This window comes from Arthrobacter sp. CMU6 (genome assembly GCF_059090205.1).
Map to the genome: position 1 here is coordinate 110432 of NZ_JBNHFL010000011.1, position 23739 is coordinate 134170.

Consider the following 23739-nt stretch of genomic DNA (forward strand, 5'->3'; position numbering starts at 1 on the left):
TCGGGGACCGGCCCCAGCCAGCGCCCGCCGCAGGCTCAGGCGAACGGCTGCACCAGTTCCGCGTAGCGGTCCTTCATTCTGGTCAGGACGTCGTCGCCATTGGCGTCCCAGATCTCCTGGTTGAAGATTTCCACTTCGATGTCGCCGGTATAGCCGGCGTCCCGGACCCAGGTGCCGATGGTCGCAAAGTCGATGACGCCGTCGCCCATCATTCCCCGGGACAGCAGCGCATCCGCCGCGATCGGCAGGTTGAAGTCGCACACCTGGTAGGAGGCGATCCGGTTCTCCCTGCCGGCGCGCTCGATCTGGGCTTTCAGCTCCGGATCCCACCAGACGTGGAAGGTGTCGACGGCCACCCCCACCGCCCGGGCCTCGTAGGGCGCCGCCAGATCCAGTGCCTGCCCCAGCGTGGAGATGAGCGCGCGGTCGGCAGCGTACATCGGGTGCAGGGGTTCAAGCACCAGCCGGACGCCGTGCTCGACGGCGAACGGGACCAGATCCTCGAGCCGGTCAGCCATACGCTCCCGGGCAGCCACAACGTCCTTCTCCCCCGGCGCCAGGCTCCCCACCACGAGGAACAGTTCCTGCGTATCCAGTGCCACGGCTTCGAGGATCGCGGCCCGGTTGTCGGCGAGCGCTGCCGCCTGCCCGTCGGCGTCCGGAGCCGTGAGGAACCCGCCGCGGCACAGTGAGGAAACCCGAAGCCCGGCATCCTTGATCAGCTTCGCTGCCTTGTCCAGCCCGGCCTCGGCCACGATGTCCCGCCAGGGCCCGATGGCCGGGATGCCCGCCCGGGCGCAGCCGTCAACAGCCTCGGCGAGCGTCCATTTCTTGGTGGTGGCGCTGTTGAGGGAAAGCCGTGAAAAAGGCGACGGTTCTGAATTGAAGGTCATACTCCCACCCCGTTGATGCGAAGGAAATCGGACATCCGGAACGCTGCGAGGGCGGGATCCTTCAGCAGCCCGGCTTCGTCGGCCAGTTCGAAGGTCTTCGCCAAGTGCACTACGGAACGGCCCGAGTGCAGCCCGCCAACCATCTGGAAGCCCGGCTGCTTGCCGTTGAGCCAGGACAGGAAGGCGATTCCGGTCTTGTAGTAGAACGTGGGAGCGCTGAAGATATGCTTGCCCAGTTCCCGGGTGGAATCCAGTATCGCCCGCGCTTTTGCGGCATCGCCGGCGTCGTAGCTCTGCAGCGCCGCGGACGCGGCCGGATAGATTGCCGCAAAGATCCCCAGCAGGGCATCCGAGTGGAGAGTGCCGTCGCCGTCGATCAGCTCCGGGTAGTTGAAGTCGTCGCCGGTGTAGAGGCGGACCCCCTGGGGAAGTTCCGCACGCAGCGCGATTTCATGCGAAGCGTCCAGGAGAGAAACCTTGACGCCGTCCACCTTGTCGGCGTTCTCGCGGATGAGGGAGAGGAACGTCCGGGTGGCGACGGAGATGTTGTCCGAGCCCCAGTAGCCGGCAAGAGCGGGATCGAACATGGTGCCGAGCCAGTGCAGGATGACCGGCTGGTCGGCCTCCTGCAGCAGTGTGGAGTAGACCTTCAGGTAGTCCTCGGGGCCGGTCGCCACCTGGGCCAGTGCCCTGGAGGCCATGAGGATCACCTTGGGCCCGGCTTCGCTGACGACGGCGGCCTGCTCGCGGTAGGCGGCGAGGACAGCCTGCAGGCCGGCTTCGCCGGAGGGCAGTGTGGTGAGATCAAGCTGGTCGGTGCCGGCGCCGCAGGACACCAAGTCCCGGACCGTCATACCGCCAGTGTCTGCCCCGCCGGCACGGACCACGGAAGCCGCCTCGGCGCCGGTGCGCTTGATCAGCTGCTGGGTGGCGGCCCAGTCCAGGCCCATACCCCGCTGGGCAGTATCCATCGCGTCGGCGACTCCGAGCCCGTAGGACCACAGCTCGTGCCGGTAGGCCAGGGTGGCCTCCCAGTCGAGCCGCGCCGGAGCGCCGGGGGTGTTGTCGGCAGTGACCTCGGGGATGACGTGGGCCGCCGCGTACGCCCGGCGGGACGTCAGCGGGGCCGTTGGCTTGGCCCAGGCGGTGGCGGAGCGGAGCCGGTACTCCCGGGTTCCGCCGTCGGACGTGGGAAGGATCAGCGACGTCATCAGAGCGTGATCTCCGGGATATCGATGGTGCGGCGTTCGGCGCTGGACTGCAGGCCGAGTTCGGCGAGCTGCACGCCGCGGGCGGCCGAGAGCAGCCCGAAGCGGTGTTCGCGGCCGGCGACGACGTCGCGCAGGAATTCTTCCCACTGCAGCTTGAAGCCGTTGTCCAGCTCGGCGTTGGCCGGGACTTCCTGCCATTGGCTGCGGAAGGACTCTGTCACCGGAAGGTCCGGGTTCCAGACAGGCTTGGGGGTGTGGGCCCGCTGCTGGGCGACGCACTTGTTCAGGCCTGCAACGGCGGATCCGTGCGTGCCGTCAACCTGGAACTCGACCAGCTCGTCACGGTAGACCCGGACAGCCCACGAGGAGTTGATCTGGCCAATGACCTCGTCTCCGGCGGGCGTTTCCAGCTCGAAGATGCCGTAGGAGGCGTCGTCTGCCGTTGCCTTGTATTCCGTGCCGGCCTCGTCCCACCGGGTGGGGATGTGGGTGGCGGTCTTGGCATTGACGCTCTTGACCTTGCCGATGGTGCCTTCCAGGACATAGTTCCAGTGGCAGAACATGTCCGTGGTCATTCCGCCGCCGTCTTCCTTGCGGTAGTTCCAGGACGGGCGCTGGGCCGCCTGCACGTCACCCTCGAAAACCCAGTAGCCGAACTCGCCGCGGATGGACAGGATCCGGCCGAAGAACCCTTCATCCACAAGGCGGCGCAGCTTGACCAGCCCGGGGAGGTACAGCTTGTCGTGCACGACGCCGGCGGTGACCCCGGCTTCCTTGCCGATGCGGGCCAGCTCGATGGCCTCCTCGAGGGTTTCCGCCGTCGGCTTCTCGGTGAAGATGTGCTTGCCGGCTGACATGGCTTTCTTCAGGGTTGCGGCCCGCAGGCTGGTCATCGAGGCGTCGAAGACGACGTCGACAGTGGGGTCGTTGATCACGCCGTCAAGGTCGGTGGTCCATTCCGAAATCTTGTGAAGCTCTGCCAGCTCCCGGATTCTTGCTTCATTGCGGCCGACGAGGACCGGCTCGACCTGGACCTTGGTGCCGTCCTCCAGGGTGAAGCCGCCGGCGTCGCGGATCGGGAGGATGGAGCGCAGCAGGTGCTGGCGGTAGCCCATCCGGCCAGTGATGCCGTTCATGGCGATACGGATCGTCTTTGTTTCGAAGCCCATGAGTCCTCATTCAGTCGTGGTGTTCGGCAAATCGGAAAGCGCATTCCCCCTGCTTCCATAGTGAATAACCAGAACCGATCTGGCAAGCGCTTTCCAGACTTTTCTTCAACTGCGATAATGTGAGCATCAGCCGAGTTTCCCGAGACTGGGGCCTGTTGAAGAGGAGTTGCGCCTGTGGCTGCAAGCACGCTGACCGAAGTAGCCCGCCTGGCCGGAGTCTCCCCTGCCACCGCCAGCCGGGTCCTGAACGGTTCGGCGAGGACCCCCGGACCTGACATCGCGGAGCGTGTCCGGAAGGCCGCGGACTCCCTGGGCTACATCCCCAACGCCCAGGCCCAGGGCCTCGCCAAGTCGAGCTCCGGCCTCATCGGACTGATCGTGCACGACATTGCCGACCCCTACTTCTCCGCCATCGCCCGCGGCGTCCAGGCCGCGGCCCGGCACCAGAACAAGATGGTGCTGCTGGCCACCACGGCGGGCAGCCCCGCCGACGAGCGCGCGGCCGTGGCGGCCTTTGCCGCGCGCCGGGCGGACTCGATCGTGATCGCGGGGTCGCGGTCTGCGCGGACGGCGGACAGGCAGGGCAACGCGGAACTGGCTGCCGAGCTCGACCGCTACTGCCGCAACGGCGGCCGGGTGGGCGTGGTGGGCCACGCCGTCGTGGGTGCCGAATCCGATGAGGGATATCACGTGGTTGAGGTTCCAAACGAGGATCTCGCCGCCGCCCTCGCCCGGGAACTGGCCAGCTCACATGCCGGGGAGTTCGTGATCATAGCCGGTCCGGAGGGGCTCCTGACCTCCGACGACCGGGTTCGCGGTTTCCAGCGCGGCCTGGCAGACGCCGGGCTGGCACCGGCGGACGTCCTGCACACCGGATTCGACCGCACGGGCGGTTACGAGGCGGGCCTGGAACTCGCAGCCCGCATCGGCGCGCACGGCAGCGGAGAGCCTGGTCCTGATGCCGGACGGCCCCGGCTCTGTATCTTCGCCGTCAACGACGTCATGGCGATCGGCGCCACGGCCGCGCTGCGTTCCAGGGGGCTGCGGATCCCCCGGGACGCCGCCATCGCCGGGTTTGACGACATCGAAACCCTTCGCGACTTCCGGCCGGCCCTCTCCACTGTCCGCCTGCCCCTGGAGGAGATCGGCCGGCTGGCAGTGCCCGGCGCCGGTTCCGGCGAAACGGCCGCCGCCACCGTCGGGGTTACGGGCGAGGTGACGCTCCGCCGGAGCACCGAGCCGGCCGGCGAACCGGCTTCATAACTTCAAGAAGATGGTCCCGTAACTCGACAGTCCCCGACGGCAAGGGAAGGCGGCCATGACAGACCCTTCACAGGAGGCAACGGACGGCATCACCACAGCGGCCGCTGAATGGCCCGCCGTCGAGCAACTGTTCGGCGTCCGCGGCGAGCCCTCACGCTGCTGGTGCCGGTTCTTTGCCCTGCCGGGCGCCAGCTTTGCCGCCACGCCGACCGCTGACCGCAAGGCACAGCTTAAAGACAAGTTCGACGGCGGCGGGCCGGCACCGGGTGTCCTGGCGTACCGCGGCGGTTCCGCCGTCGGCTGGTGCGCCGTGGAGCCGCGGCACTGCTACCCGCGGATCCTCCGTTCCCAGGTGTTCAAGGCGGCCGGCGAGTCGGTCACCGGCGACACCAACAGCGACGAAAGCGTGTGGTCGGTGAGCTGTTTCGTCGTCGCTCCCGGCCACCGGCGCAGCGGCGTGGCCGCCGCCCTGCTCGCTGCCGCCGTCGACCACGCGCGCGCCAATGGTGCCGCCGCTGTGGAAGGGTATCCGGTGGATCCCGCGCAACGGCCGAAGGCCGGCCCACCGGATCTGTACCAGGGCACTCTCGGGCTGTTCCTGGCCGCCGGGTTCGAGGTGGTCAGCGACGCTGTTCCCGGCCGGGCCGTCGTGCGGCTGCAGGTGGCATGACGCGGACCGGTTATCTTGGCAGCATGGCAAACGAAGTGGTGCTGGAGGTGATCCGCTCCGAACTGCGGGCGGTGGCAGACCCGATCCGCGGCGCCGCGGCGCAGGCCTACATGAAGTCCGCAACGCCATCCCTCGGCGTCCGCGTGCCGGAGGTGCGCAGGACAGTCAAGGCCGTGGCCGCTGCCCATCCCTTTGAAACTGCCGAAGACCTGCGGTCAACGGTGCTCGTCCTGTGGCGTGAAGCCCGCTACCGCGAGGAACGCTACGCGGCGATCGACCTGACCGGGCTGCGGAGCGTGGCCGGAGACCCGCGGATGCTGCCGGTGTATGAGGAGATCATCCGAACAGGCTCAGCCTGGGACTATGTGGACGGGGTGGCCCATCGGATCGGCGCACTGCTCAAGGCCCACCGGGAGGAACTTACCCGCGTCCTGCTCCAGTGGAGCGTCGATCCGGACTTCTGGATCCGGCGGGCGTCGATTACGGCCCAGCTGGGAGCCAAATCCCAGACGGATACCGGCCTGCTCACCTCGGTCATCGAGGCCAACCTTGCCGACAAGGAATTCTTTATCCGCAAGGCTATCGGGTGGGCGCTGCGTGAGTACGCCAAAACGGATCCGGAATGGGTCCTGGGGTTCGTGGCCAGGAACGGCGCGTCGCTCAGCCCGCTCTCGCGCAGGGAAGCCCTGAAAAACCTGCCGGTCAGATAACTGGCCGCACCGTCACGGGCTGGTCCGCCTTGCTGAAAAGCAGCTTGGTGCTGCGGTCAAGGAAGATCAGGTACAGCGCAAACAGCAGGGCGATGATGGCGGCTGCGTTGCGGGCCAGGGCAAGCGCGAGACCCAGGTCCTCGGTCTGCAGGTAGGGGAAGACTTCCAGCTGGTCCGAGATGGCATAGACCATGAAGAAGGAAACGATGAAGTACAGGGCCTTGACCTGCCAGTCGTCACGGATGCCCGTGACGGCGAACAGCGGAATCAGCCACACCACATACCAGGACTGGATCATGGGCGCCAGCACCACAACGGCCGCGAAGGCGAGCGTCAGGCGGCGCATGAGGCGGTCGTGTTCGCCCCGGAAAATCTGCCAGGCGACGATGCCCACGGCGAGGAGCTTGCCGGCGTCATAAACCCATTTGGCCAGCCCCCAGCCGTCCAGGCTGAACGCATTGGCGATGGATGCCACCACGAGGCCGAGCAGCCCCACGGGGGCGTACCAGATCCAGACGCTCCCGGGCGCCGAGAGGCCGTTGATCCAGCCAAACCCAAAGCCGTTCACGAGGCTCATCAGGTAGAGCAGGGCAACGCTGATTCCGGCCGTCAGGGCCCAGAACAGAAACTTCCGGGGCCAGCTGGCCCCCTTGCCGGCCCACAGCAGGCCGATGAACGGAAGGAACACCACGGTGATCGGCTTCACCGCGATGGAGGCCGTGACGAGGACAAGACCGAAAATGACCCGGCGCGTGGCGCAGTAGTACAGGCCGGCGAGGGCGAGCCCGATCATGAGCGAATCGTTGTGGACGCTGGCGATGAAATTGGTCAGGAAGAGCGGATTGGCCGCTGTCAGCCACAGAGCACGGTGCGGATTGACCCCGTGCAGCTCGGCAAGCTTGGGGACGTAGACGATGCAGAGCACCACGCCCGCCACGGCGGCCAGGCGGAACAGCATGATGCTGGCTTCCGGGTGGACATTGGTGGACCAGACCACGAACTGCTCGATCCACAAAAACACCTGGCCGTAGGGAACCGGGGCCTCCGTCCACATCTTGTCCGCGCCCAGCTGGAAGTAGTTGGACAGCGCCGAGATGCCGTTCTCGTAGGGGTTGAAGCCCTCCACCATCAGCCGGCCCTGGCCGATGTACGCGTAGACGTCGCGGCTGAACAGCGGGACGGTGAACATCATGGGAAGGCCCCACGCGACGACGGCCTGCAGAGTGGCCTTGCGGGCCTCCCGGCCCCACACGTGGATGTGCTGGCCAAGCCTGAGCCACGCCCGGACCAGCAGCATGCCGCCCACCGCAAGCAGCACAATGGAAAGCCCGACGCCGAACGCCTCGGTGCGCATCCAGATGAACAGCGGCATTCGCCGCAGCTCCGAGACGGGCGCGAGCCAGCCGACGCCGAGGGAGCCGACGAGCAGAAACATGGAACCGATGAAGCCCGAGAGGATCGGCGAGCGCGGGTTGTCCACTTCCGGCCGGGCCGGGTCCGTGGAAGTGCCGGTGGCCGTTTCCCCTATCGCAGGCACAGGCGCCGTCATCTCAGGATCGTCCAATCTCTTCTGCGCCTATCTCTTTAGGCATGTCTCTTTTGGGCGTGCTGCCCCATCTGCAGCCAAGCTGAGCGGCCAGCCGATTGGGCGGCGCCGGGGACGCGGCCGCCGCAATAAGGCGTTGCCACGTACCCGAAATATTAGCACCGGAGCGCCTCTCCAAGGCTTGCACGTGGCTAAACGGTAGGCTGATCGGGTGCCTATTACTAACGAACGCATCGTCTGGATCGACTGCGAAATGACCGGCCTCGACAGCGTCAACGACGCCCTGATCGAGGTCGCGGCCCTGGTGACCGACTCCGAACTCAACATCCTCGGCGACGGGGTGGACGTGGTGATCAAGCCGGACGACGCCGCCCTCGCGCAGATGAACGACTTCGTCCGGGACATGCACACCCGGTCAGGTCTGCTGAACGAGCTTCCGGCCGGGAAAACAATGGCCGAGGCAGAGGCGCTGGTGCTGGACTACATCCGCAAGTGGGTTCCCGATCCCCGCAAGGCGCCCCTCGCCGGCAACTCGGTGGGAACGGACCGGGTCTTCCTCGCGCGGGACATGCCCTCGGTGGTGGAGCACCTGCACTACCGCATTATCGACGTCAGCACCATCAAGGAACTGTCCCGGCGCTGGTACGCACGCGCCTACTTCCAGGCGCCGGCGAAACTCGGCGGCCACCGCGCCCTCGGGGACATCAAGGATTCCATCGACGAACTCAGGTACTACCGGGAAGCCGTCTTCGTACCGGCGCCCGGACCGGACAGCGCCACGGCCCAGAAGATCTCCCAGCGCATCTCGTCGTCGCCTTCGGCCGTGGAGCAGCAGGTCGCGGAAAGCGTTCCGCCGCCCACAGCGCAGCAGCCCGGAAAGTAATCTGCGCCACGTTTGAGGAAAATTTTGCCGAAACAGCCAAAAGTGGCAAAAGCATCCCCCAACAGCAGGTAAGCTATTTGTCGTTGCCTTTTCGGAAGGCCGGGAAACCGGACAATCCGCAGGGCACATGGTGGGCGTAGCTCAGTTGGCAGAGCGCCTGGTTGTGGTCCAGGAGGTCGCGGGTTCAACCCCCGTCGCTCACCCGCACCGAGGACGGCAGTTCATTGCCGGCCAGCAACAAAGGCCGTACCGGTTACCCGGTGCGGCCTTTGTTGGTTTTACCCTCAGCCGGCTCCCCCGGCAAAGCGCAGAAGGAATCCTCTGACATGACTGTTTTGCCCATCACCATCTGGGGTGAGCCGGTGCTGCACCGCCGGGCTGCTGAGGTGGAGGAGTTCGACGACGGGCTTCGCCAGCTGATTGCCGACATGTTCGAGACAAATGACAAGGCGAACGGCGTCGGACTGGCCGCGCCGCAGATCGGGGTGGGCAAGCGGATCTTCGTGTACAAGTTCGAGAACGAGGACGGCGCTCCCCCGGCCGGCGCCGTGGTGAATCCCGTGCTGACCCTCTCCAAGGTGTCCGGGGCGCTGCCGGATCCGGACGAGGAAGTGGAGGGCTGCCTCTCCTTCCCCGGTGAGCAGTATCCGCTCAAGCGCGCCGAGTGGGTACGGGTGCAGGGCTTTGACGGGCACGGAAAGCCGGTGGATTTCGAAGCGACCGGCTGGTTTGCCCGCATCATCCAGCACGAATACGACCACCTGGACGGCAAGCTGTACGTCAACCGCCTCATCGACAGGTATGCGCGCAAGGCGATGAAGCAGGCAAAGAAGAGCGGCTGGGGCGTCCCGGGCCTGACCTGGATGCCGGGCGTGGACCCGGACCCGTTCGGCCACTGATGCCGGCGCTGATGCTGCCGCCGAGGCCTTTACCGGGGCACGACTGTCTGCTGCTGAGGGCATGAGCCCAGTACCCGGGCCATGGCCTCCTTCTCCGGCTGGGTGACCCAGAGGCCGTAGGCTGCCTTCACCGAAATCTGCCGTGCCACATAGTGGCACCGGAGTGCCTTGTTCTTCGGCAGCCAGGTGGCGGCGTCCGACGCGCTTTTCTCCTGGTTGGCGTCACCGTCCGCGGCAATGAGGTTGAGCGGATCGTTCGCAAGGTTCTGCCGCTGCTGCGGCGTCAGCTGCTGGGCCCCCTTCTGCCAGGCGTCACCCAGCGCAACGACGTGGTCGATCTGCACGGCTTTACTGGAATCTGCGCCGCGGACGAACCTGACCATCAGACCCACGTACGGCTCATGCATGGTGCCGGATGCAACCTTGCACTTTGATCCCCTGGTGAACGCAACGTCGTGCAGGTCCCGCCGCAGGATGTCGTTGCGGGTATCGCAGCCGTTGTGGTCGGCATCCTGCCAGGCCTGGCCGAAGGCGGACCGGTCGTAGTCGCTGCCTGATGCCCTGCCCTTCACGGCCAAGGCTTCCAGTGCGGCTGCCGCGCTGCCCGGCTGCACCGGGTTCGGGGGTGTTACTGGCTTCATCCAGGCGCCATCGAACACCGGCGCCTCGCTGGGTCCGGACACGGCTGGCTCGGCAGCAATGAACTGGCCTGCCGTGAAAAACCACACAATGCCGGCGATCACCGATACCGCCGCGACACCCAGCACCGCCCAGGCCTGCCGGCAGCGACGGCGGGCCCGCCGGTAGCCGGCCCAGCTGACACTCACAGGTGCCTTCCGGGGTGCCGGGAATCGGGGTCAGGATGTGCGTACACATCCAGGAGCCTAGGCGAAAAGACCCGATGCTGCGCGGGTATCCACAGTGTGGAGGACAGGTGCCCTGTGGAGGGCGGGTGGCCTACTGCTCGCGCATAACCCGACGGAGATCGGTGTTGGCGAGATCAAGCAGCCGCTCCAGCTGGGCCACCCTGTCTTCGCCGATTTCCCCTGCCGCATGCGAAGTGCGTGCCTGGTCCAGAAGCCTTTGGGCTTCTTTCTGGTTGGCCTTTGCAACATCGAGGGCATGTTCCAGGGTTGTCTCATGCTGGAGTGTCGAGTTCTGTTCCATGACACAAGTTTGTGCCCGTTTTCCGGCTGATTCCAGAGAATCGCCCGGGAAGTTCCCGGGAACGGCTCAGCCCCGCCGGCACGGGTGTGCCGGCGGGGCTGACGGAACGCTTCTCTTAGGCCGGGGCTGCCACGGCCAGAACCGGGGCGGCGTCCTTTTCGGAGTCCTTGGCCGGGAAGGTCGGCGGGTTGACCCCTGCCATTTCTTCCATGACACGGACCACCTGGCAGCTGTAGCCGAACTCGTTGTCGTACCAGACGTAGACGACCAGGTTCTTGTCGTTGGCGATGGTCGCGAGGCCGTCGACGATGCCGGCACGGCGGGAGCCGACGAAGTCGGTGGAGACAACCTCGGGCGAGTCGATGTAGTCGATCTGCTTGCGCAGGTCGGAATGCAAAGACATCTCGCGCAGGTAGTTGTTGACCTCGTCCTTGGTGGCGCCCTTTTCGAGGTTCAGGTTCAGGACGGCCAGCGAGACGTCCGGGGTGGGGACCCGGATGGAGCTGCCGCTGAGCTTGCCCTGCAGTTCGGGCAGCGCCTTGGCCACGGCCTTGGCCGCGCCGGTCTCGGTGATCACCATGTTCAGCGCGGCGGAGCGTCCGCGGCGGTCACCCTTGTGGAAGTTGTCGATCAGGTTCTGGTCGTTCGTGAACGAGTGGACCGTCTCAACGTGGCCGTGGATCACGCCGTACTTGTCGTTGAGGGCTTTCAGGACCGGGGTGATGGCATTGGTGGTGCAGGAGGCTGCCGTCACGATCCGGTCCGACTCTTCGATGTCGCGGTGGTTGATGCCGTGGACGATGTTCTTCAGCTCACCCTTGCCCGGTGCGGTCAGCAGGACACGGGCCACGCCCTTGCTCAGCAGGTGCTGGCCGAGGCCCTCGGCGTCGCGCCAGCGGCCGGTGTTGTCCACCACGAGGGCATTGTTGATGCCGTAGGCGGTGTAGTCGATGGTGGCAGGGTTGTCCGAGTAGATGACCTGGATCAGCACGCCGTTGGCCTTGATGGTGTTGGCGTCGGCGTCCACCTTGATGGTCCCTTCGAAGGAACCGTGCACGGAGTCGCGGCGCAGCAGGCTTGCGCGCTTGGCCAAGTCGTTGTCGGAGCCGCGCCGGACCACGATGGCGCGCAGGCGCAGGCCGTGGCCGCCGCCCGCCTTTTCGATCAGGAGGCGGGCCAGGAGCCGGCCGATGCGGCCGAAGCCGTAGAGCACGACGTCGGTGCTGGTGCGGTCGTCAGCTCCGCGCTTGCCCACAATTTCGGCGAGCTCGGCGCGGAGGAACTCCTCCAAAGTCAGGTCGCCGCCGTCGGACTTGAACTTCTGGTTCAGGCGGGCGATGTCGATGGCAGCGGCACCCAGGTCCAGCTGTGCCAGCGTGTTCAGCAGCGGCGCCGTCTCCTCCAGGAGCAGCTCATCCTTGCTCATCCGGCGCGCAAAGCGGTGCGCCTTCAAGATGTTCATGGTGGACTTGTTGATCAGGCTGCGTCCGTGGATGGAGGTGACCACGTTGTTTTCCCGGTACAGCCGGCCAATCACCGGGATCATGGCCTCGGCGAGCGCCTCCCGGCCCATCCACGTATCAAGACAAGAATCTGACGTCTGGCTCACAGAACTACCTTCCTTGGTTCAACCGGCTACGTCCTCGTACACCGGATGGCGGCCACTGGAAGTTATCCAGGGCAAGCTGGCACCGGCGGGGTTTCGGTCCACCCCGGATGCCGTCGACCGTGCAAAGAAAAACCGCCGGCTGCGAACGCAGATCCGGCGGCAGAACTTCTACGTTCACTATCCATTCTAGGTCGGCCCGGGGGCTTCTCTTGCCCCGGACTTCGTGAAATCACTCACACCGGGTGTGATGTCGGTATTTGTTCATGCCGCGGAGGATGCGGGATTGTTATGGACGCAATCCCGGCAACGACTATCCGTGGGCCTTCGTGGGGCCATATGCTGACGGCCCTGACGGCGATGCACTCGTAAAAAGCCGTCCGCGAGAGAAAGGCCAAACGATGCATGAAATGGTCGCCCTGGGAGCCGGGAGTGCATGGCAACGCCCAACCAACCGGACACCAGGCTGCACTTGTGCACCCTGGCGGTACAGCCCGCAGCATCCCCGCCCCACCGACCCGGGCTGTCCCAGTCACGGAGTGTCAAACCAGGAAGCAGCATGACCCACGCTGCCGGTTAAACGTCCTTACCGGGAGTCCCGGCTCTTCTGCCGGCTTTGAGTGGATGGGTTGACCGATACGCCGGGTTCTGTGCTCCCGCGCTGTTGCCGGCGCGGGAGTAGCGGCCATCCATCTACGAGCGCCGTTGCCGGCGCCCTCCAGCGGCCTACCCGGACACTCGGGCGGGCAGCCCTCAAACGTGTCCTGTCTGGCCTTGCTCCGGGTGGGGTTTACCTAGCCTTCCCGGTCACCCGGGAAGCTGGTGGTCTCTTACACCGCCGTTTCACCCTTACCTGCTTCGTGCCGCTTTCAAATCGGCACGACGCAGGCGGTCTGTTTTCTGTGGCACTGGCCTGCGGGTTACCCCGAGTGGGCGTTACCCACCACCCTGCCCTGTGGAGCCCGGACGTTCCTCGAGCCACTTGCGTGGCGCGCGGCCGCCTGGTCAACCCATCCGCAGTCCAGTTTACGGGCTTTCCCCCGGGCCCGGACACGCGCCGGTTCCGGGGTCTAAGATCGGGAAATGGACCAGCAGTCCTTTCCGCGGCGACGGATGCTGCAGCTGGCGGGAATCGCTGCGGGACTGGTCGCGGCCGCGACCGCGACGTCAGCCTGCACGGAGCCGCCCGCGCCGGTTCCGGGCCCCACGACGCCCCCTTCCCTGCCGGCTTCGGCCGGAACGCCTACGTCACCGGGAACTGCGACTTCAACGGGAACTGCGACGGCGGCTATCCCGCCGGCTCCCCCGTCCCCGCCTTCCGCGGTGTCGACCCGGGCAGGAACGTTTGTCTCCCGCTTCCGGCCGTCGGTCACCACGCACTGGACCCTGGCCGTACCGCTTCCGGAGCATCCCCGCCAGTTGCTGCCGGTGGCTGTCTTCCTGCACGGTCTGGGCGGCAGCAGTGAGGTTCTGTTGGGCGACCTCGCGGCGGACCGCGCCCTGCAGCGCCACCTGGACGACGGCGGCCCGCCCTTCGCGCTTGCCGCCGTGGACGGCGGCGACTCCTGGTGGCATGCCCGCACCGACGGCAGCGACACGCAGTCGATGCTGGTGCAGGAATTCCTGCCGTTCCTGGGCGATCAGGGGCTCGACCTGGGTAAGGTCGGCATTTTCGGCACGTCGATGGGCGGGTTCGGAGCCCTCCTCCTGGCGTCGCTTGGCAGGGTGTCCGGGCTCCGCGCCGTTGCGGCCATGAGCCCGGCCGTCTGGTCCAGCTATGAAGAGGGCATGCAGGGGGCCTTTGACGGCCCAGCTGATTTCAAGGCCAATAACGTTTTTTCGCTCCGGCCGAGGCTTGCGGCGATTCCCAAACGGATCGACTGCGGCAGTGAGGATGATCTGGCCCCCGCGGTGCGCCAGTACCGTTCAGGGCTTCCCGGCCGGGTTGAGGGCGGCTTTCAGCCCGGCGGCCATGATGCCTTGTACTGGCGGTCCATCCTGCCGGACGTGCTGGACTTCCTGGGCCGTTCCCTGGGCTGAGCCAACGTCCCTCAACCGACCCCACCCGTACCCGGCCGGTAAGATCGTACGGTGCTGATTCTGCTCCCCCCATCCGAAGGCAAGACTCCGGCCGTCCGTGGTGACGCCATGGACTGGGCTTCGCTGAGCTTCCCTGTGCTGAATACCTACCGGGCGAAGGTGCTCGACGCGCTGGGAACCGTCAGCGCTCATGAGGAAGCCCTCGCCCTGCTGGGCGTCGGAGCCTCGCTCAAGGACGACGTCGAACGCAACACCCGGCTCCACGCCGAACCGGCGGCGCCGGCGCACCAGGTGTACTCCGGCGTGCTGTACGACGCCCTCGGCTACAAGTCGATGACGCCGGCGCAGCGGCGCCGGGCGGACGAATCGGTGCTGGTCATCTCCGCATTGTGGGGCGCCATCCGGTTCGCCGACTCAGTGCCCGCCTACCGGCTGTCCATGTCAACGGCACTGCCCGACGTCGGACGCCTTGCCTCATTCTGGAAACCGCAGCTAACCGACGCCCTTGGCGAAATTGCCGCGGGCCAGCTGCTGGTCGATTGCCGGTCCAGCACCTACGCCGCCGCCTGGGCTCCCCCGCCGGCGGAAACCGTGACGGTCAACGTATTCACCGAGCTGAACGGCGCGCGCAAGGTGGTCAGCCACTTTGCCAAGCACACCCGCGGCGAGCTGGCCCGGCACCTGCTGACGCGGCGGGGCAAGGCCCCGGCAACGCCCGAGCAGCTGCGGAAGGCGGCAGCCGAGAAGTGGCACGCCGAGCTGGTTCCGGGCACGGCCCGCAAGGCGCACGCGCTCAACATCATCCTGCCCGGCTAGGGCTGCGGTACCGCCGCTGTTGCTGCGTTAGGCCCATTCCGCGGAGCGCACCAGGATGCAGCCTGAGTCCGGGCAGAACACGATGTCGTCCTCGGCGGCGGCCTTGATCTCGGCCAGGTCGCCGGGACTCAGCTTCATGCCCGACCCTTCCGACGTTCCGTGGTAAAGCCGCGCCGCACCCACGCCTCGCCGGGCCAGCGTCTTCTCGTAAACCGCAAGCATTCCGGCGTCCAGCCCTGCGGCGAATCCCGTCCGCTTGCCGGCCACCTCGTTCTCCTCCGCGGCCACCTCGGCGAGGCCGGCGTCGAGCTCGGCCCGGATCAGGCTGAACGAACCCTGGATGTCGTCCACGATGCTCTGCTGGGCAGCCTGCCGTTCGCGCAGGCCGTCCAGCCGCTCCAGGATCTCCAGTTCGACGTCCTCCAGGTCTGAACGGCGCTTGTTGAGCGAGGCGATGTCCTTCTGCAGGGCAACGAGATCCTTGGAGAGTCCGGTGCCGCTGTTGAGTCTCGCCTCGTCGCGTTCGATCCGGGTTGCCACCTGCTCCACATCTGCCTCGGCGCGCTTCAGTTCGGCTTCGGCGTCGTGGACGGCTAGTTTCGCGGCGCCCAGTTCCGAGTTGGCAACGCTAAGGGCGGCTTCGAGATCGGTGATCCGGGGATCGGTTTCAAGGCTGCGGCGGCGGTTGGACAGTGACTTCAGCCGCGCATCCAGGCCCTGGAGCTCGAGCAACTTCAATTGTTCCGCCGGTGCTGCCTTGGCCACTTTTTACCTCCGCTTGATCCCATCCGGCCCCGGGCCGGCACCCCTGTGGGGTCTTCTAGACTCTAGTCGCCGCCGGGAGTGAGTATGAAGTCCCACGGGTCGCTGTTCGTGGTGCTGACCTTGATTTCGACGTCGAGGCCCTGGTCGGCAAGCACGTTGCCCAGTGCCTCGGCGGCGGCGGGGAGCCACAGCCATTCGCTGGCGAAGTGCGAGACATCGATGAGGTAGGGCCGGCCATTGATGGCTGCCTCCCTGGCTTCGGAGGCCGGGTGGTGGCGCAGGTCGGCGGTGACGTAAAGGTCCGCGTTGCTGGCCCTGACCTCGTCGAAGAGGGAATCCCCGGCCCCGCCGCACACGGCAACGCGCTGCACCAGCCCGTCCTTGTCCCCCGATACGCGCACGCCGCCTGCCACGGAGGGGAGGATGCCGAAAACCCGCGCGGCGAAATCGCCCAGCGTCATGGACTCGTTGAGGTCCCCGACCCGCCCGATGCCTTCCTCCGGAAGACCGTCGGCCGCCGGGGTCAGTGGCGATACGTTCTCCAGGCCCAGCGCGTCGGCAAGGACGTCGGACACGCCGCCCACCGCTGAGTCTCCGTTGGTGTGGACCGTCAGCAGCGCCGTGCCGGACTCGATCAGGCGGTGGACCGCCCGGCCTTTGGGCGTGTTGGCGGCAACCGAGGTGACACCCTTGAGCAGCAGCGGGTGATGGGTGATGAGCAGTTCCGCGCCCCATTCGACGGCCTCGTCAATGACCTCGAGCGTGGGATCCACGGCGAACATGACGCGCGTGACTTCAGCGGACGGATGACCGGCCACGAGCCCCACCTCGTCCCATGCCTCTGCAAGCGACTCCGGCCAGAGCTCCTCCACGGCAAGCATGAGCTGGCCCAGCGTTGCAGCGGCGGGTGATTCGGCGGCGTCGGGAACTTCTTGGGGTTCCGCTGCAACGTCACTGTTCACAGGTTCCATACTCATATTTTTACCCTACAGTCGGCTCTGGCCTCGGGCCGGCAATGACTCTAGGGTGGGCTGGGGAATCATCGGGGCGCGCGAACCATTGAAGAGGACATGAAAACTTTTGTGCTTGGCGGGGGTTGCTTCTGGTGCCTGGACGCCGTCTACCAGAAAACTAAGGGCGTCACGTCGGTGGTTTCGGGATACACCGGCGGCCACGACCGCGACCCGGACTACTACTCCGTCTGCTCCGGCACCACCGGGCACGCGGAGGTGGTCGCTGTGACCTTCGACGAGGAGGTCATTCCGGCCGAGGTCATCCTGGACATGTTCTTCGCCCTGCACGACCCCACTACGCTCAACCGCCAGGGGTACGACGTCGGCACGCAGTACCGCTCGTCAATGTTTTATGAGACCACCGAGGAGAAGGTCCTCTTCGAGGAGGCGATCGATCGGAACCAGGCGCTGTGGTCCCGGCCGATTGTGACAGAGGTCAGCCGGCTCCCTGTGTTCTATCCGGCGGAGAACATTCACCAGAACTACTACGCCAAGTTCCCGGAGCAAGGGTATTGCCAGGTCATTATTAACCCGAAGCTGGCCAAGGCGCGGAAATATTACTCTGCATGGCTTAATGCTTAGCAGGGGCGCTGACCCCATCGTTAGGCTGACCAAAGTATTCCCTCCTGAGAGATAGGCGCAAGTACACATGGCACGGATCTACGACGATGTAACACAGCTGGTGGGCGGTACCCCGCTGGTCAAGCTCAACCGCCTCACGGAAGGCCTGGACGCCACCGTTGCGGTCAAGCTTGAGTTCTACAACCCGGCCAACAGCGTCAAGGACCGTATCGGCGTCGCCATCATCGACGCCGCGGAGAAGTCCGGTGCACTGAAGCCCGGCGGAACCATCGTCGAAGGCACCTCCGGCAACACGGGCATCGCCCTGGCTATGGTGGGCGCAGCCCGCGGCTACAAGGTCATCCTGACCATGCCGGAAACCATGTCCACCGAGCGCCGCGTCATGCTCCGCGCCTTCGGTGCCGAGATCGTGCTGACCCCGGGCTCCGAGGGCATGCGCGGTGCCGTGGAAAAGGCCCAGGAAATCGTGGCCAACACCGAGAACTCCATCTGGGCCCAGCAGTTCGCCAACGAAGCCAACCCGGAAATCCACCGCAAGACCACCGCTGAGGAAGTCTGGGCGGACACCGACGGCAAGGTCGACATCTTTGTCTCCGGCATCGGCACCGGCGGCACCATCACGGGTGTCGGCCAGGTCCTGAAGGAGCGCAACCCGGATGTCCAGATCGTTGCCGTGGAACCCAAGGACTCCCCCATCCTCAACGGCGGAGCACCCGGCCCGCACAAGATCCAGGGCCTCGGCGCCAACTTCATCCCGGAACTTCTGGACACCAACGTCTACGACGAGGTCCTGGATGCCACTCTGGAGGACTCCGTAGCCGTGGCCCGCGAGCTCGGCGTCAAGGAAGGCATCCTGGGTGGCATCTCCTCCGGCGCCATTGTTTGGGGCGCCCTCGAACTGGCCAAGCGCCCGGAGAACGCGGGCAAGCTGATCGTGGCAGTCGTCTGCGACTTCGGTGAGCGTTACATCTCCACCGTCCTCTATGACGACATCCGCGGCTAGGCCTTACCCAGCTGCTTTCCGTTTCCTGTAGAAAGATCTTTGTGGGTTTCTTCGCAAGACTTAAGGAAGACCTCGAGGCCGCCCGGTCCCACGACCCGGCGGCTCGAGGTTCTTTTGAGAACTTTTTCGCGTACTCAGGGCTGCACGCCATCTGGGCGCACCGCCTGACGCACAAGCTGTGGCAGAACCCGTCCACCCGGTTTCCAGCCCGGCTGATCTCGCAGCTCACACGGTTCCTGACCGGCATCGAGATCCATCCCGGCGCCACCATTGGACGCCGCTTTTTCATCGACCACGGCATGGGTGTGGTCATCGGCGAAACGGCCGAGATCGGCGAGGACGTCATGATTTACCATGGCGTCACGCTCGGCGGACGCTCCCTCGCGAAGGTCAAGCGCCACCCCACCATCGGGGACCGCGTGACGATCGGCGCCGGGGCGAAAATCCTGGGACCCATCACCATCGGCAATGACAGCGCCGTGGGAGCGAACGCCGTCGTCGTCAAGGACGCACCGCCCGAGTCCATTGTCACGGGCATCCCGGCGAGCTGGCGGCACCGCGACGCCCAGCGGGAGACCAAGCCAGCCGTGGACCCGGCTGAGTATTACATCGAGTACCGGATCTAACGGCCGAGCCGCTGGTAAATCGCCCAGAAAACCACGTCGAACGCCCGGTCCGGGAGGAGCCGCCGCAGGGTCACGATGGCCCGGGCGCCCCTGCCGACCGGGTAGCGGGTCTTCGGCCGGGACGACGCCGCGGCGTGGACAATGGCATCTGCGATGACCTCCGGGTGCGTTGACATGCCGGACCCCGCGGTGGAAGCCAGCGCCGCGGCAACGATCTTGGCCTGCTCCCCGTAGGGGCCGTTGCCGGAGGTTGCCAGCAGGCTCTCGTTGGAGATGCCTCCCCACTCGGTCTGCGTTCCGGCCGGTTCGATGATGGACACCTTGATGCCGTGGGGCTTGAGCTCCAGGCGCAGCGAGTCGCTGAGCCCCTCCACGGCGAACTTCGTGGCGTGGTACCAGGCGCCCAGGGGCTCATACATCTTGCCCCCGATGGAGGACAGGTTGATGATCCTCCCGCTGGCCGCCGCACGCATAGCAGGCAGCACCAGCTGGGTCATGCGTGCCAGGCCAAAGACGTTGACTTCGAACTGCCTGCGGCCCTCGGCCAGCTCCACTTCCTCCAGGGAACCGTAGGAGCCGTAGCCGGCGTTGTTCACAAGGACATCGATCCGCCCGTGGGCTTCCAGAATGGTGGCCACGGCCGCTTCCATGGATGCCTCGTCCGCGACGTCCAGTCCCAGCACCTTGACCCCGAATGCCTTCAGCGGCTCCATCTTGTCCACCCGCCGCGCCCCGGCATACACAGTAAACCCGTGCTGGCTGAGCTTTTTGGCGGCCTCGAACCCGATGCCGGTGGACGCACCGGTAACAAAGGCGACTGGCTGGGACATGTGCGGCACTCCTTGAGACGGGACGCATAGAAATGGCGGCGCCGGTTAACGGCAGCGGCCGGCGCTTCCCAGAGTATCCGGGAGGCGCCGGCCGTTGCTGTTCGGACCGGTGTGGCGTTGAGGCTAGTGGGTGTCCACGGCCTCAACCTCGGACTTGTCCTCGCCCCAGAGGGTGTGGAACGTGCCCTCGGCGTCGACGCGGCCGTAGGTGTGGGCACCGAAGAGGTCGCGCTGGCCCTGGATCAGGGCAGCGGCGACGCGCTCGCGGCGCAGGCCGTCGTAGTACGCCAGCGACGAGGAGAACACCGGCACCGGAATGCCGAGCTGGACAGCGGTCGCAACGACGCGGCGCCAGGCCGGAAGGGCCTCAGCGATGGCCTTGGTGAAGGCCGGGGCAAACAGCAGGTTGGCCGGCTTCTCATCCGCGGCGTACGCCTTGGTGATGTCCTTGAGCAGTTCGGCGCGGATGATGCAGCCCGCACGCCAGAGCGAGGCGATCTCGTCCAGCTTCAGGTCCCAGCCGTATTCCTTGGCGGCCGAGGTCAGCATGTCCAGGCCCTGGGCGTAGGAGACCAGCTTGGAGGCGTAGAGTGCCTGGCGGACGTCCTCGACGAAGGTTTCCGGAACCTCGACGGCGACTTCCTCGCCGGCCAGCAGTTCCTGGCCGAGCTTGCGCTGCTCCGACTGGGAGGACAGGGCGCGGGCAAACACGGACTCGGCGATGCCGGAGACCGGGGAACCCAGTTCGAGGGCCGAGATGACCGTCCAACGGCCGGTGCCCTTCTGGCCGGCGGCGTCCACCACGACATCGACGAACGGCTTGCCGGTCTTGGCGTCCACGTGACCCAGGACCTCGGCGGAGATTTCGATCAGGAACGAGGACAGCTCGCCCTTGTTCCAGTCGGTGAAGATCTTGGCTTGTTCAGCGGGCTCGATGCCGGCGCCGGAGCGAAGGAGGTCGAAGGCTTCGCCGATGACCTGCATGTCGGCGTACTCGATGCCGTTGTGGACCATCTTGACGAAGTGGCCGGCACCGTCGGTTCCGACCCAGGCGCAGCACGGTTCGCCGTCGACCTTTGCGGAGATCTTCTCCAGCAGCGGGCCGAGGGCCTTGTAGGACTCCTTGGAGCCGCCGGGCATGATGGACGGGCCGTTGAGGGCGCCTTCCTCACCGCCGGAAACGCCGACGCCCACGAAGTGCAGGTCCTTCTTGGCCAGCGCGGCCTCGCGGCGGCGGGTGTCCTCGTAGTGCGAGTTGCCGGCGTCGATGATGATGTCGCCGGCCTCCAGCAGCGGTTCGAGCTGCTCGATCACGGAGTCGACCGGCTTGCCGGCCTTGACCATGATGAGGACGCGGCGCGGCTTTTCGAGGGAGTTAACCAGTTCTTCAAGGGACTCGGTCCGGACGAAGTCACCCTCGTGGCCGTGCTTTTCGAGCAGGGCGTCGGTCTTTCCGACCGACCGGTTGTGCAGGGCAACCGTGAAGCCGTTGCGTGCAAGGTTGCGGGCCAGGTTGGCGCCCATCACCGCGAGACCGGTGACACCGATGTGTGCTGACATCAAAAACTCCAATTCAGTGTGTGCAACGTATGTGCAGTGGGTCCCGCATGCCCTGCGGAACACGCTTCAGAAAAGCAGGTCGTGAATAAAGCATATATATTCCCGGTCCGGGGCGAAAGCGGGTGTCCACTCCTTGGAAGCCAACCGCGCCATCCAAAGTCTATGACGGGCGCCTCCGGCGGCGTCCAGACTCACGCGGGCGGGGCACCAAAGCCTTCCGGCCGGATTATGCTTACCACTATGTCAACCAGCCTCCATCACCGCGCCGTCGAGCACCTGGGTACCAGAATCGTCGACGGCAGCCTCCCGCCAGGGCACGTGATGCTGGCTGAGCAGCTGGAGGAAGAACTGAAGGTCTCCCGGTCCGTGATCCGGGAAGCCGTCCGCGTGCTACAGTCCCTGGGCCTGGTGGAGACCACCAAACGCGTGGGCATCAAGGTGCTGCCGGCGCACCGCTGGAACCCGTTCGATCCGCTCGTGATCCGGTGGCGCCTTGCCGGGGAAGGGCGCGGCGCCCAGCTGCGTTCCCTCGCGGAGCTGCGCTCCGCCGTCGAGCCCGTGGCCGCCGAACTCGCGGCGGTCAACGCACCGCAGGAACTCCGGCAGGAGCTCCTCGACGTGGCCCTGGCCATGCGCGACGCCGGCAAGGCCGGGGACGTCCCCCGCTTCCTGGAGCTGGACATCCAGTTCCACTCCCTCTTGCTCAGCGGCTCCGGCAACGAGATGTTCGCCAACCTCGTGGGCCAGGTGGCTGAGACCCTGACCGGCCGCACCGTCCACGGACTGATGCCCGACCGCCCGCGGGATCTCACGCTGCAGTGGCACCTGGACGTGGCCGAAGCCATCTTCGGAGGGCACGCAGCGGAGGCCCGCGAGGCATCGAGCAGGATCATGCGCCGCACAATCTCGGAAATGGAGCCGGTGTGGGTGGAGCAGCCGAGGGTGTTCGTTCCGCTGCAGCCACGCCAGCACTCGGCCTAGTTTCCAGCTCCCTAGTTTCCAGTTGTTCCGAAGTTGAGGAGGACTTTGCCGGATTGGGCGGAGTCGCGGGCGACTTCGAAGGCGGTGAGGGCGTCGGTGACGGGGTAGTCGTGGGTGATGACCGGGCCGATGGTGAGGGTGCCGTCGGCGAGGGCGGTGATGACCTCGTCGATTTCGTTGTTGAACCGGAACGAGCCTTTGAGGTCCAGTTCCCGGGTGATGGCCAGGGAGATCAGGACCGGCTGGGCTCCGGCGGGCAGCAGCCCGACCATGACCACGGTCCCGCCCCGGGCCGCGCCCTGAACCGCGGAGGCCAGGCCGTGGTGGTTCCCGGAGGACTCGATCACGATATCGGCCTGGACCGCGGCGACCGCGTCCGTGTCGGTGGCGTGCAGGACCTCGTCAGCGCCCACCGCCGCGGCGATCTCCAGCGGTTTGGCGTGCATGTCGACCGCGACGATCCGGGCCGCGCCGGCGCGTTTGAGGACCGCGACGGCCAGCGCCCCGATCGGGCCGGACCCGATCACCAGCGCGGTTTTGCCGGCCACGTCCCCGGCCCGGGACACCGCATGCCAGGCCACACTGGCCGGCTCGATCAACGCCGCCGTGCGCAAATCCAGGCTGTCCGGCAGGGGCCGGAGCATCCTGGCCGGCAGGTTCACGTACCGGCTGAACGCCCCGTCCGTGTGCGGAAACCGCGCCGCGGACCCCAGGTACGTGCACCCAGGGGACAGATTCGGCCGGTCCGCCGGATACCGCGGCGCGTCCGGACCCTCACCGGGACCCGGGGTGGCCGGATGCACCGCCACCGGCGTCCCGGCCGCCGGGCCGGTCCCGTCCCCCGCGGCCCGGACCACCCGCCCGGAAATCTCATGCCCCAGCACCAGCGGCGCCTTCAGGACCGACTCGCCCGCCGCGCCGTGCAGCCAGTAATGCAGGTCCGACCCGCAAATCCCCCCGAACAGCACCTCGACCACCGCCTCATCCGGCCCCGGCACCGCCAGGGCAAGATCCTCGATCCGCAGGTCACCCTTGCCGTGCGCCACGACCGCCGGACCCGACACCGGCAAAGAAGCCCCTGCCGCCGCCGCTGCACCTGCTGTTTCTGTTGTGTATGTCATCAGACCACCACCGTCATTCCGCCGTCGATAAAGATGGTCTGCCCGTTCACGAAATCCGAGCCGGACGAGGCCAGCCACACCGCCGGGCCGGCCAAATCCTGCACCGTGCCCCACCGCGCCGCCGGGGTCCGGCCCAGGATCCAGGCATTGAACTGCCCGTCATCGACCAGGTTCTGCGTCATCTCGGTATGGATATACCCCGGCGCGATCCCGTTAATCTGCAACCCGGAGCCCGCCCACTCCGCCGTCATCGCCCGGGTCAGGTTCCGCAACCCGCCCTTCGCCGCGACATACGGCGCGATCGTGGGCCGGGCCAGATCCGTCTGCACCGAACAGATGTTAATGATCTTCCCCCGGCCCCGCGGGATCATGTGCCGCGCCGCTT

Annotated in this window: 24 protein-coding genes, 1 tRNA gene and 1 other RNA gene; 12 read left to right on the forward strand and 14 right to left on the reverse strand. The window is 66.3% G+C overall.

Annotated features, from left to right (window positions below; genetic code table 11):
- Nucleotides 1–35: 35 nt before the first annotated feature.
- From AC5RWD_RS10005 to AC5RWD_RS10015, 3 genes are read right to left on the reverse strand one after another with little or no spacing between them, the layout of a single operon-like run.
- Nucleotides 36–893, reverse strand: coding sequence for a sugar phosphate isomerase/epimerase family protein (locus AC5RWD_RS10005; RefSeq protein ID WP_494019859.1), 858 nt, complete (start codon nt 891–893; stop codon nt 36–38).
- Nucleotides 890–2104, reverse strand: a complete 1215-nt coding sequence (locus AC5RWD_RS10010; RefSeq protein ID WP_494019860.1) for a dihydrodipicolinate synthase family protein — start codon at nt 2102–2104, stop codon at nt 890–892. The genes AC5RWD_RS10005 and AC5RWD_RS10010 overlap by 4 nt, the downstream gene beginning before the upstream one ends.
- Nucleotides 2104–3273 (reverse strand): Gfo/Idh/MocA family protein, encoded by a 1170-nt coding sequence (locus tag AC5RWD_RS10015; RefSeq protein ID WP_494019861.1) that lies wholly within the window; start codon nt 3271–3273, stop codon nt 2104–2106. Before AC5RWD_RS10015 ends, AC5RWD_RS10010 begins: the two co-directional genes overlap by 1 nt.
- A 174-nt stretch (nt 3274–3447) precedes the next feature.
- Here AC5RWD_RS10015 and AC5RWD_RS10020 point away from each other — a divergent pair, with 174 nt between their 5' ends.
- The 3 genes from AC5RWD_RS10020 to AC5RWD_RS10030 are packed head-to-tail and all read left to right on the forward strand — an operon-like array spanning nt 3448 to nt 5916.
- The gene (locus AC5RWD_RS10020; RefSeq protein ID WP_494019862.1) at nt 3448–4536 is read left to right on the forward strand and encodes a LacI family DNA-binding transcriptional regulator; all 1089 of its coding nucleotides are present in this window, start codon (nt 3448–3450) and stop codon (nt 4534–4536) included.
- Nucleotides 4537–4591: 55 nt separating this feature from the next.
- Nucleotides 4592–5206 carry a GNAT family N-acetyltransferase gene (locus tag AC5RWD_RS10025; protein WP_494019863.1) on the forward strand — a complete coding sequence of 205 codons (615 nt, stop codon included), beginning with the start codon at nt 4592–4594 and terminating at the stop codon, nt 5204–5206.
- A 23-nt stretch (nt 5207–5229) separates the two neighbouring features.
- A complete protein-coding gene (locus AC5RWD_RS10030) occupies nt 5230–5916 on the forward strand; it encodes a DNA alkylation repair protein (RefSeq protein WP_494019864.1) in 687 nt (228 codons plus the stop codon).
- Here AC5RWD_RS10030 and mptB read toward each other — a convergent pair.
- Entirely contained in the window at nt 5909–7465 is a 1557-nt protein-coding gene (mptB, locus tag AC5RWD_RS10035) for a polyprenol phosphomannose-dependent alpha 1,6 mannosyltransferase MptB (protein WP_494019865.1), read from the reverse strand. The genes AC5RWD_RS10030 and mptB overlap by 8 nt on opposite strands.
- A gap of 250 nt (nt 7466–7715) precedes the next feature.
- On the opposite strand from mptB, the gene orn reads away from it, so the two are divergent.
- From orn to def, 3 genes are all read left to right on the forward strand, one after another.
- On the forward strand, nt 7716–8345 hold the full coding sequence (orn, locus tag AC5RWD_RS10040; protein ID WP_494019883.1) for an oligoribonuclease: 630 nt from the start codon (nt 7716–7718) through the stop codon (nt 8343–8345).
- 130 nt (nt 8346–8475) lie between these two features.
- Nucleotides 8476–8548: transfer RNA gene (locus AC5RWD_RS10045), tRNA-His, on the forward strand.
- A gap of 123 nt (nt 8549–8671) precedes the next feature.
- Nucleotides 8672–9244 (forward strand): peptide deformylase, encoded by a 573-nt coding sequence (def, locus tag AC5RWD_RS10050; protein WP_306924111.1) that lies wholly within the window; start codon nt 8672–8674, stop codon nt 9242–9244.
- Between the two features lie 29 nt (nt 9245–9273).
- Here def and AC5RWD_RS10055 read toward each other — a convergent pair whose 3' ends face one another.
- The 4 genes from AC5RWD_RS10055 to rnpB all read right to left on the reverse strand — a co-directional run bounded on the left by AC5RWD_RS10055 (nt 9274) and on the right by rnpB (nt 13030).
- Nucleotides 9274–10071, reverse strand: coding sequence for an HNH endonuclease family protein (locus tag AC5RWD_RS10055; RefSeq protein WP_494019866.1), 798 nt, complete (start codon nt 10069–10071; stop codon nt 9274–9276).
- 130 nt (nt 10072–10201) lie between these two features.
- Entirely contained in the window at nt 10202–10411 is a 210-nt protein-coding gene (locus tag AC5RWD_RS10060) for a hypothetical protein (protein ID WP_494019867.1), read from the reverse strand.
- A gap of 115 nt (nt 10412–10526) precedes the next feature.
- Entirely contained in the window at nt 10527–12020 is a 1494-nt protein-coding gene (locus AC5RWD_RS10065) for a glyceraldehyde-3-phosphate dehydrogenase (RefSeq protein WP_494019868.1), read from the reverse strand.
- A 618-nt stretch (nt 12021–12638) separates the two neighbouring features.
- Nucleotides 12639–13030, reverse strand: an RNA gene (gene rnpB, locus AC5RWD_RS10070) — RNase P RNA component class A.
- Nucleotides 13031–13100: 70 nt separating this feature from the next.
- On the opposite strand from rnpB, the gene AC5RWD_RS10075 reads away from it, so the two are divergent.
- Together AC5RWD_RS10075 and AC5RWD_RS10080 are read left to right on the forward strand one after the other, a co-directional pair.
- Entirely contained in the window at nt 13101–14057 is a 957-nt protein-coding gene (locus AC5RWD_RS10075) for an alpha/beta hydrolase (RefSeq protein ID WP_494019869.1), read from the forward strand.
- Between the two features lie 51 nt (nt 14058–14108).
- Nucleotides 14109–14873, forward strand: coding sequence for a YaaA family protein (locus AC5RWD_RS10080; RefSeq protein ID WP_494019870.1), 765 nt, complete (start codon nt 14109–14111; stop codon nt 14871–14873).
- A gap of 27 nt (nt 14874–14900) precedes the next feature.
- On the opposite strand, the gene AC5RWD_RS10085 is transcribed toward AC5RWD_RS10080, so the two are convergent.
- Nucleotides 14901–15638, reverse strand: coding sequence for a zinc ribbon domain-containing protein (locus AC5RWD_RS10085; protein ID WP_494019871.1), 738 nt, complete (start codon nt 15636–15638; stop codon nt 14901–14903).
- Nucleotides 15639–15700: 62 nt separating this feature from the next.
- A complete protein-coding gene (locus tag AC5RWD_RS10090) occupies nt 15701–16609 on the reverse strand; it encodes a Nif3-like dinuclear metal center hexameric protein (protein ID WP_494019884.1) in 909 nt (302 codons plus the stop codon).
- Nucleotides 16610–16708: 99 nt separating this feature from the next.
- Here AC5RWD_RS10090 and msrA point away from each other — a divergent pair, with 99 nt between their 5' ends.
- From msrA to epsC, 3 genes are all read left to right on the forward strand, one after another.
- The gene (gene msrA, locus AC5RWD_RS10095) at nt 16709–17233 is read left to right on the forward strand and encodes a peptide-methionine (S)-S-oxide reductase MsrA (RefSeq protein ID WP_494019872.1); all 525 of its coding nucleotides are present in this window, start codon (nt 16709–16711) and stop codon (nt 17231–17233) included.
- Between the two features lie 67 nt (nt 17234–17300).
- Complete coding sequence (cysK, locus tag AC5RWD_RS10100; protein WP_003803333.1) at nt 17301–18236, forward strand: cysteine synthase A; 936 nt, start codon at nt 17301–17303, stop codon at nt 18234–18236.
- A 41-nt stretch (nt 18237–18277) separates the two neighbouring features.
- Nucleotides 18278–18862 carry a serine O-acetyltransferase EpsC gene (gene epsC / locus AC5RWD_RS10105; RefSeq protein WP_494019873.1) on the forward strand — a complete coding sequence of 195 codons (585 nt, stop codon included), beginning with the start codon at nt 18278–18280 and terminating at the stop codon, nt 18860–18862.
- Here epsC and AC5RWD_RS10110 read toward each other — a convergent pair.
- Together AC5RWD_RS10110 and gnd are read right to left on the reverse strand one after the other, a co-directional pair.
- Nucleotides 18859–19692 carry an oxidoreductase gene (locus AC5RWD_RS10110; protein WP_494019874.1) on the reverse strand — a complete coding sequence of 278 codons (834 nt, stop codon included), beginning with the start codon at nt 19690–19692 and terminating at the stop codon, nt 18859–18861. The genes epsC and AC5RWD_RS10110 overlap by 4 nt on opposite strands.
- Before the next feature lie 123 nt (nt 19693–19815).
- Complete coding sequence (gene gnd / locus AC5RWD_RS10115; protein WP_494019875.1) at nt 19816–21252, reverse strand: NADP-dependent phosphogluconate dehydrogenase; 1437 nt, start codon at nt 21250–21252, stop codon at nt 19816–19818.
- 240 nt (nt 21253–21492) lie between these two features.
- Here gnd and AC5RWD_RS10120 point away from each other — a divergent pair, with 240 nt between their 5' ends.
- Nucleotides 21493–22233 carry a FadR/GntR family transcriptional regulator gene (locus AC5RWD_RS10120; RefSeq protein WP_494019876.1) on the forward strand — a complete coding sequence of 247 codons (741 nt, stop codon included), beginning with the start codon at nt 21493–21495 and terminating at the stop codon, nt 22231–22233.
- An 11-nt stretch (nt 22234–22244) separates the two neighbouring features.
- On the opposite strand, the gene AC5RWD_RS10125 is transcribed toward AC5RWD_RS10120, so the two are convergent.
- Nucleotides 22245–23354: an L-idonate 5-dehydrogenase gene (locus tag AC5RWD_RS10125; protein ID WP_494019877.1), complete on the reverse strand. Its 1110-nt coding sequence runs from the start codon at nt 23352–23354 to the stop codon at nt 22245–22247.
- Nucleotides 23354–23739, reverse strand: a 386-nt coding sequence (locus AC5RWD_RS10130; protein WP_494019878.1) for an SDR family oxidoreductase, incomplete at its 5' end; no start/stop codon positions are given. The genes AC5RWD_RS10125 and AC5RWD_RS10130, both read right to left, overlap by 1 nt.

Coding starts and splice junctions, on each gene's coding strand:
- AC5RWD_RS10005 (WP_494019859.1), bottom strand. CDS start 893: ATGACCTTCAATTCAGAACCGTCGCCTTTTTCACGGCTTTCCCTCAAC.
- AC5RWD_RS10010 (WP_494019860.1), bottom strand. CDS start 2,104: ATGACGTCGCTGATCCTTCCCACGTCCGACGGCGGAACCCGGGAGTAC.
- AC5RWD_RS10015 (WP_494019861.1), bottom strand. CDS start 3,273: ATGGGCTTCGAAACAAAGACGATCCGTATCGCCATGAACGGCATCACT.
- AC5RWD_RS10025 (WP_494019863.1), top strand. CDS start 4,592: ATGACAGACCCTTCACAGGAGGCAACGGACGGCATCACCACAGCGGCC.
- AC5RWD_RS10030 (WP_494019864.1), top strand. CDS start 5,230: ATGGCAAACGAAGTGGTGCTGGAGGTGATCCGCTCCGAACTGCGGGCG.
- mptB (WP_494019865.1), bottom strand. CDS start 7,465: ATGACGGCGCCTGTGCCTGCGATAGGGGAAACGGCCACCGGCACTTCC.
- orn (WP_494019883.1), top strand. CDS start 7,716: ATGACCGGCCTCGACAGCGTCAACGACGCCCTGATCGAGGTCGCGGCC.
- def (WP_306924111.1), top strand. CDS start 8,672: ATGACTGTTTTGCCCATCACCATCTGGGGTGAGCCGGTGCTGCACCGC.
- AC5RWD_RS10060 (WP_494019867.1), bottom strand. CDS start 10,411: ATGGAACAGAACTCGACACTCCAGCATGAGACAACCCTGGAACATGCC.
- AC5RWD_RS10075 (WP_494019869.1), top strand. CDS start 13,101: ATGGACCAGCAGTCCTTTCCGCGGCGACGGATGCTGCAGCTGGCGGGA.
- AC5RWD_RS10090 (WP_494019884.1), bottom strand. CDS start 16,609: ATGGAACCTGTGAACAGTGACGTTGCAGCGGAACCCCAAGAAGTTCCC.
- msrA (WP_494019872.1), top strand. CDS start 16,709: ATGAAAACTTTTGTGCTTGGCGGGGGTTGCTTCTGGTGCCTGGACGCC.
- cysK (WP_003803333.1), top strand. CDS start 17,301: ATGGCACGGATCTACGACGATGTAACACAGCTGGTGGGCGGTACCCCG.
- AC5RWD_RS10110 (WP_494019874.1), bottom strand. CDS start 19,692: ATGTCCCAGCCAGTCGCCTTTGTTACCGGTGCGTCCACCGGCATCGGG.
- gnd (WP_494019875.1), bottom strand. CDS start 21,252: ATGTCAGCACACATCGGTGTCACCGGTCTCGCGGTGATGGGCGCCAAC.
- AC5RWD_RS10120 (WP_494019876.1), top strand. CDS start 21,493: ATGTCAACCAGCCTCCATCACCGCGCCGTCGAGCACCTGGGTACCAGA.
- AC5RWD_RS10125 (WP_494019877.1), bottom strand. CDS start 23,354: ATGACATACACAACAGAAACAGCAGGTGCAGCGGCGGCGGCAGGGGCT.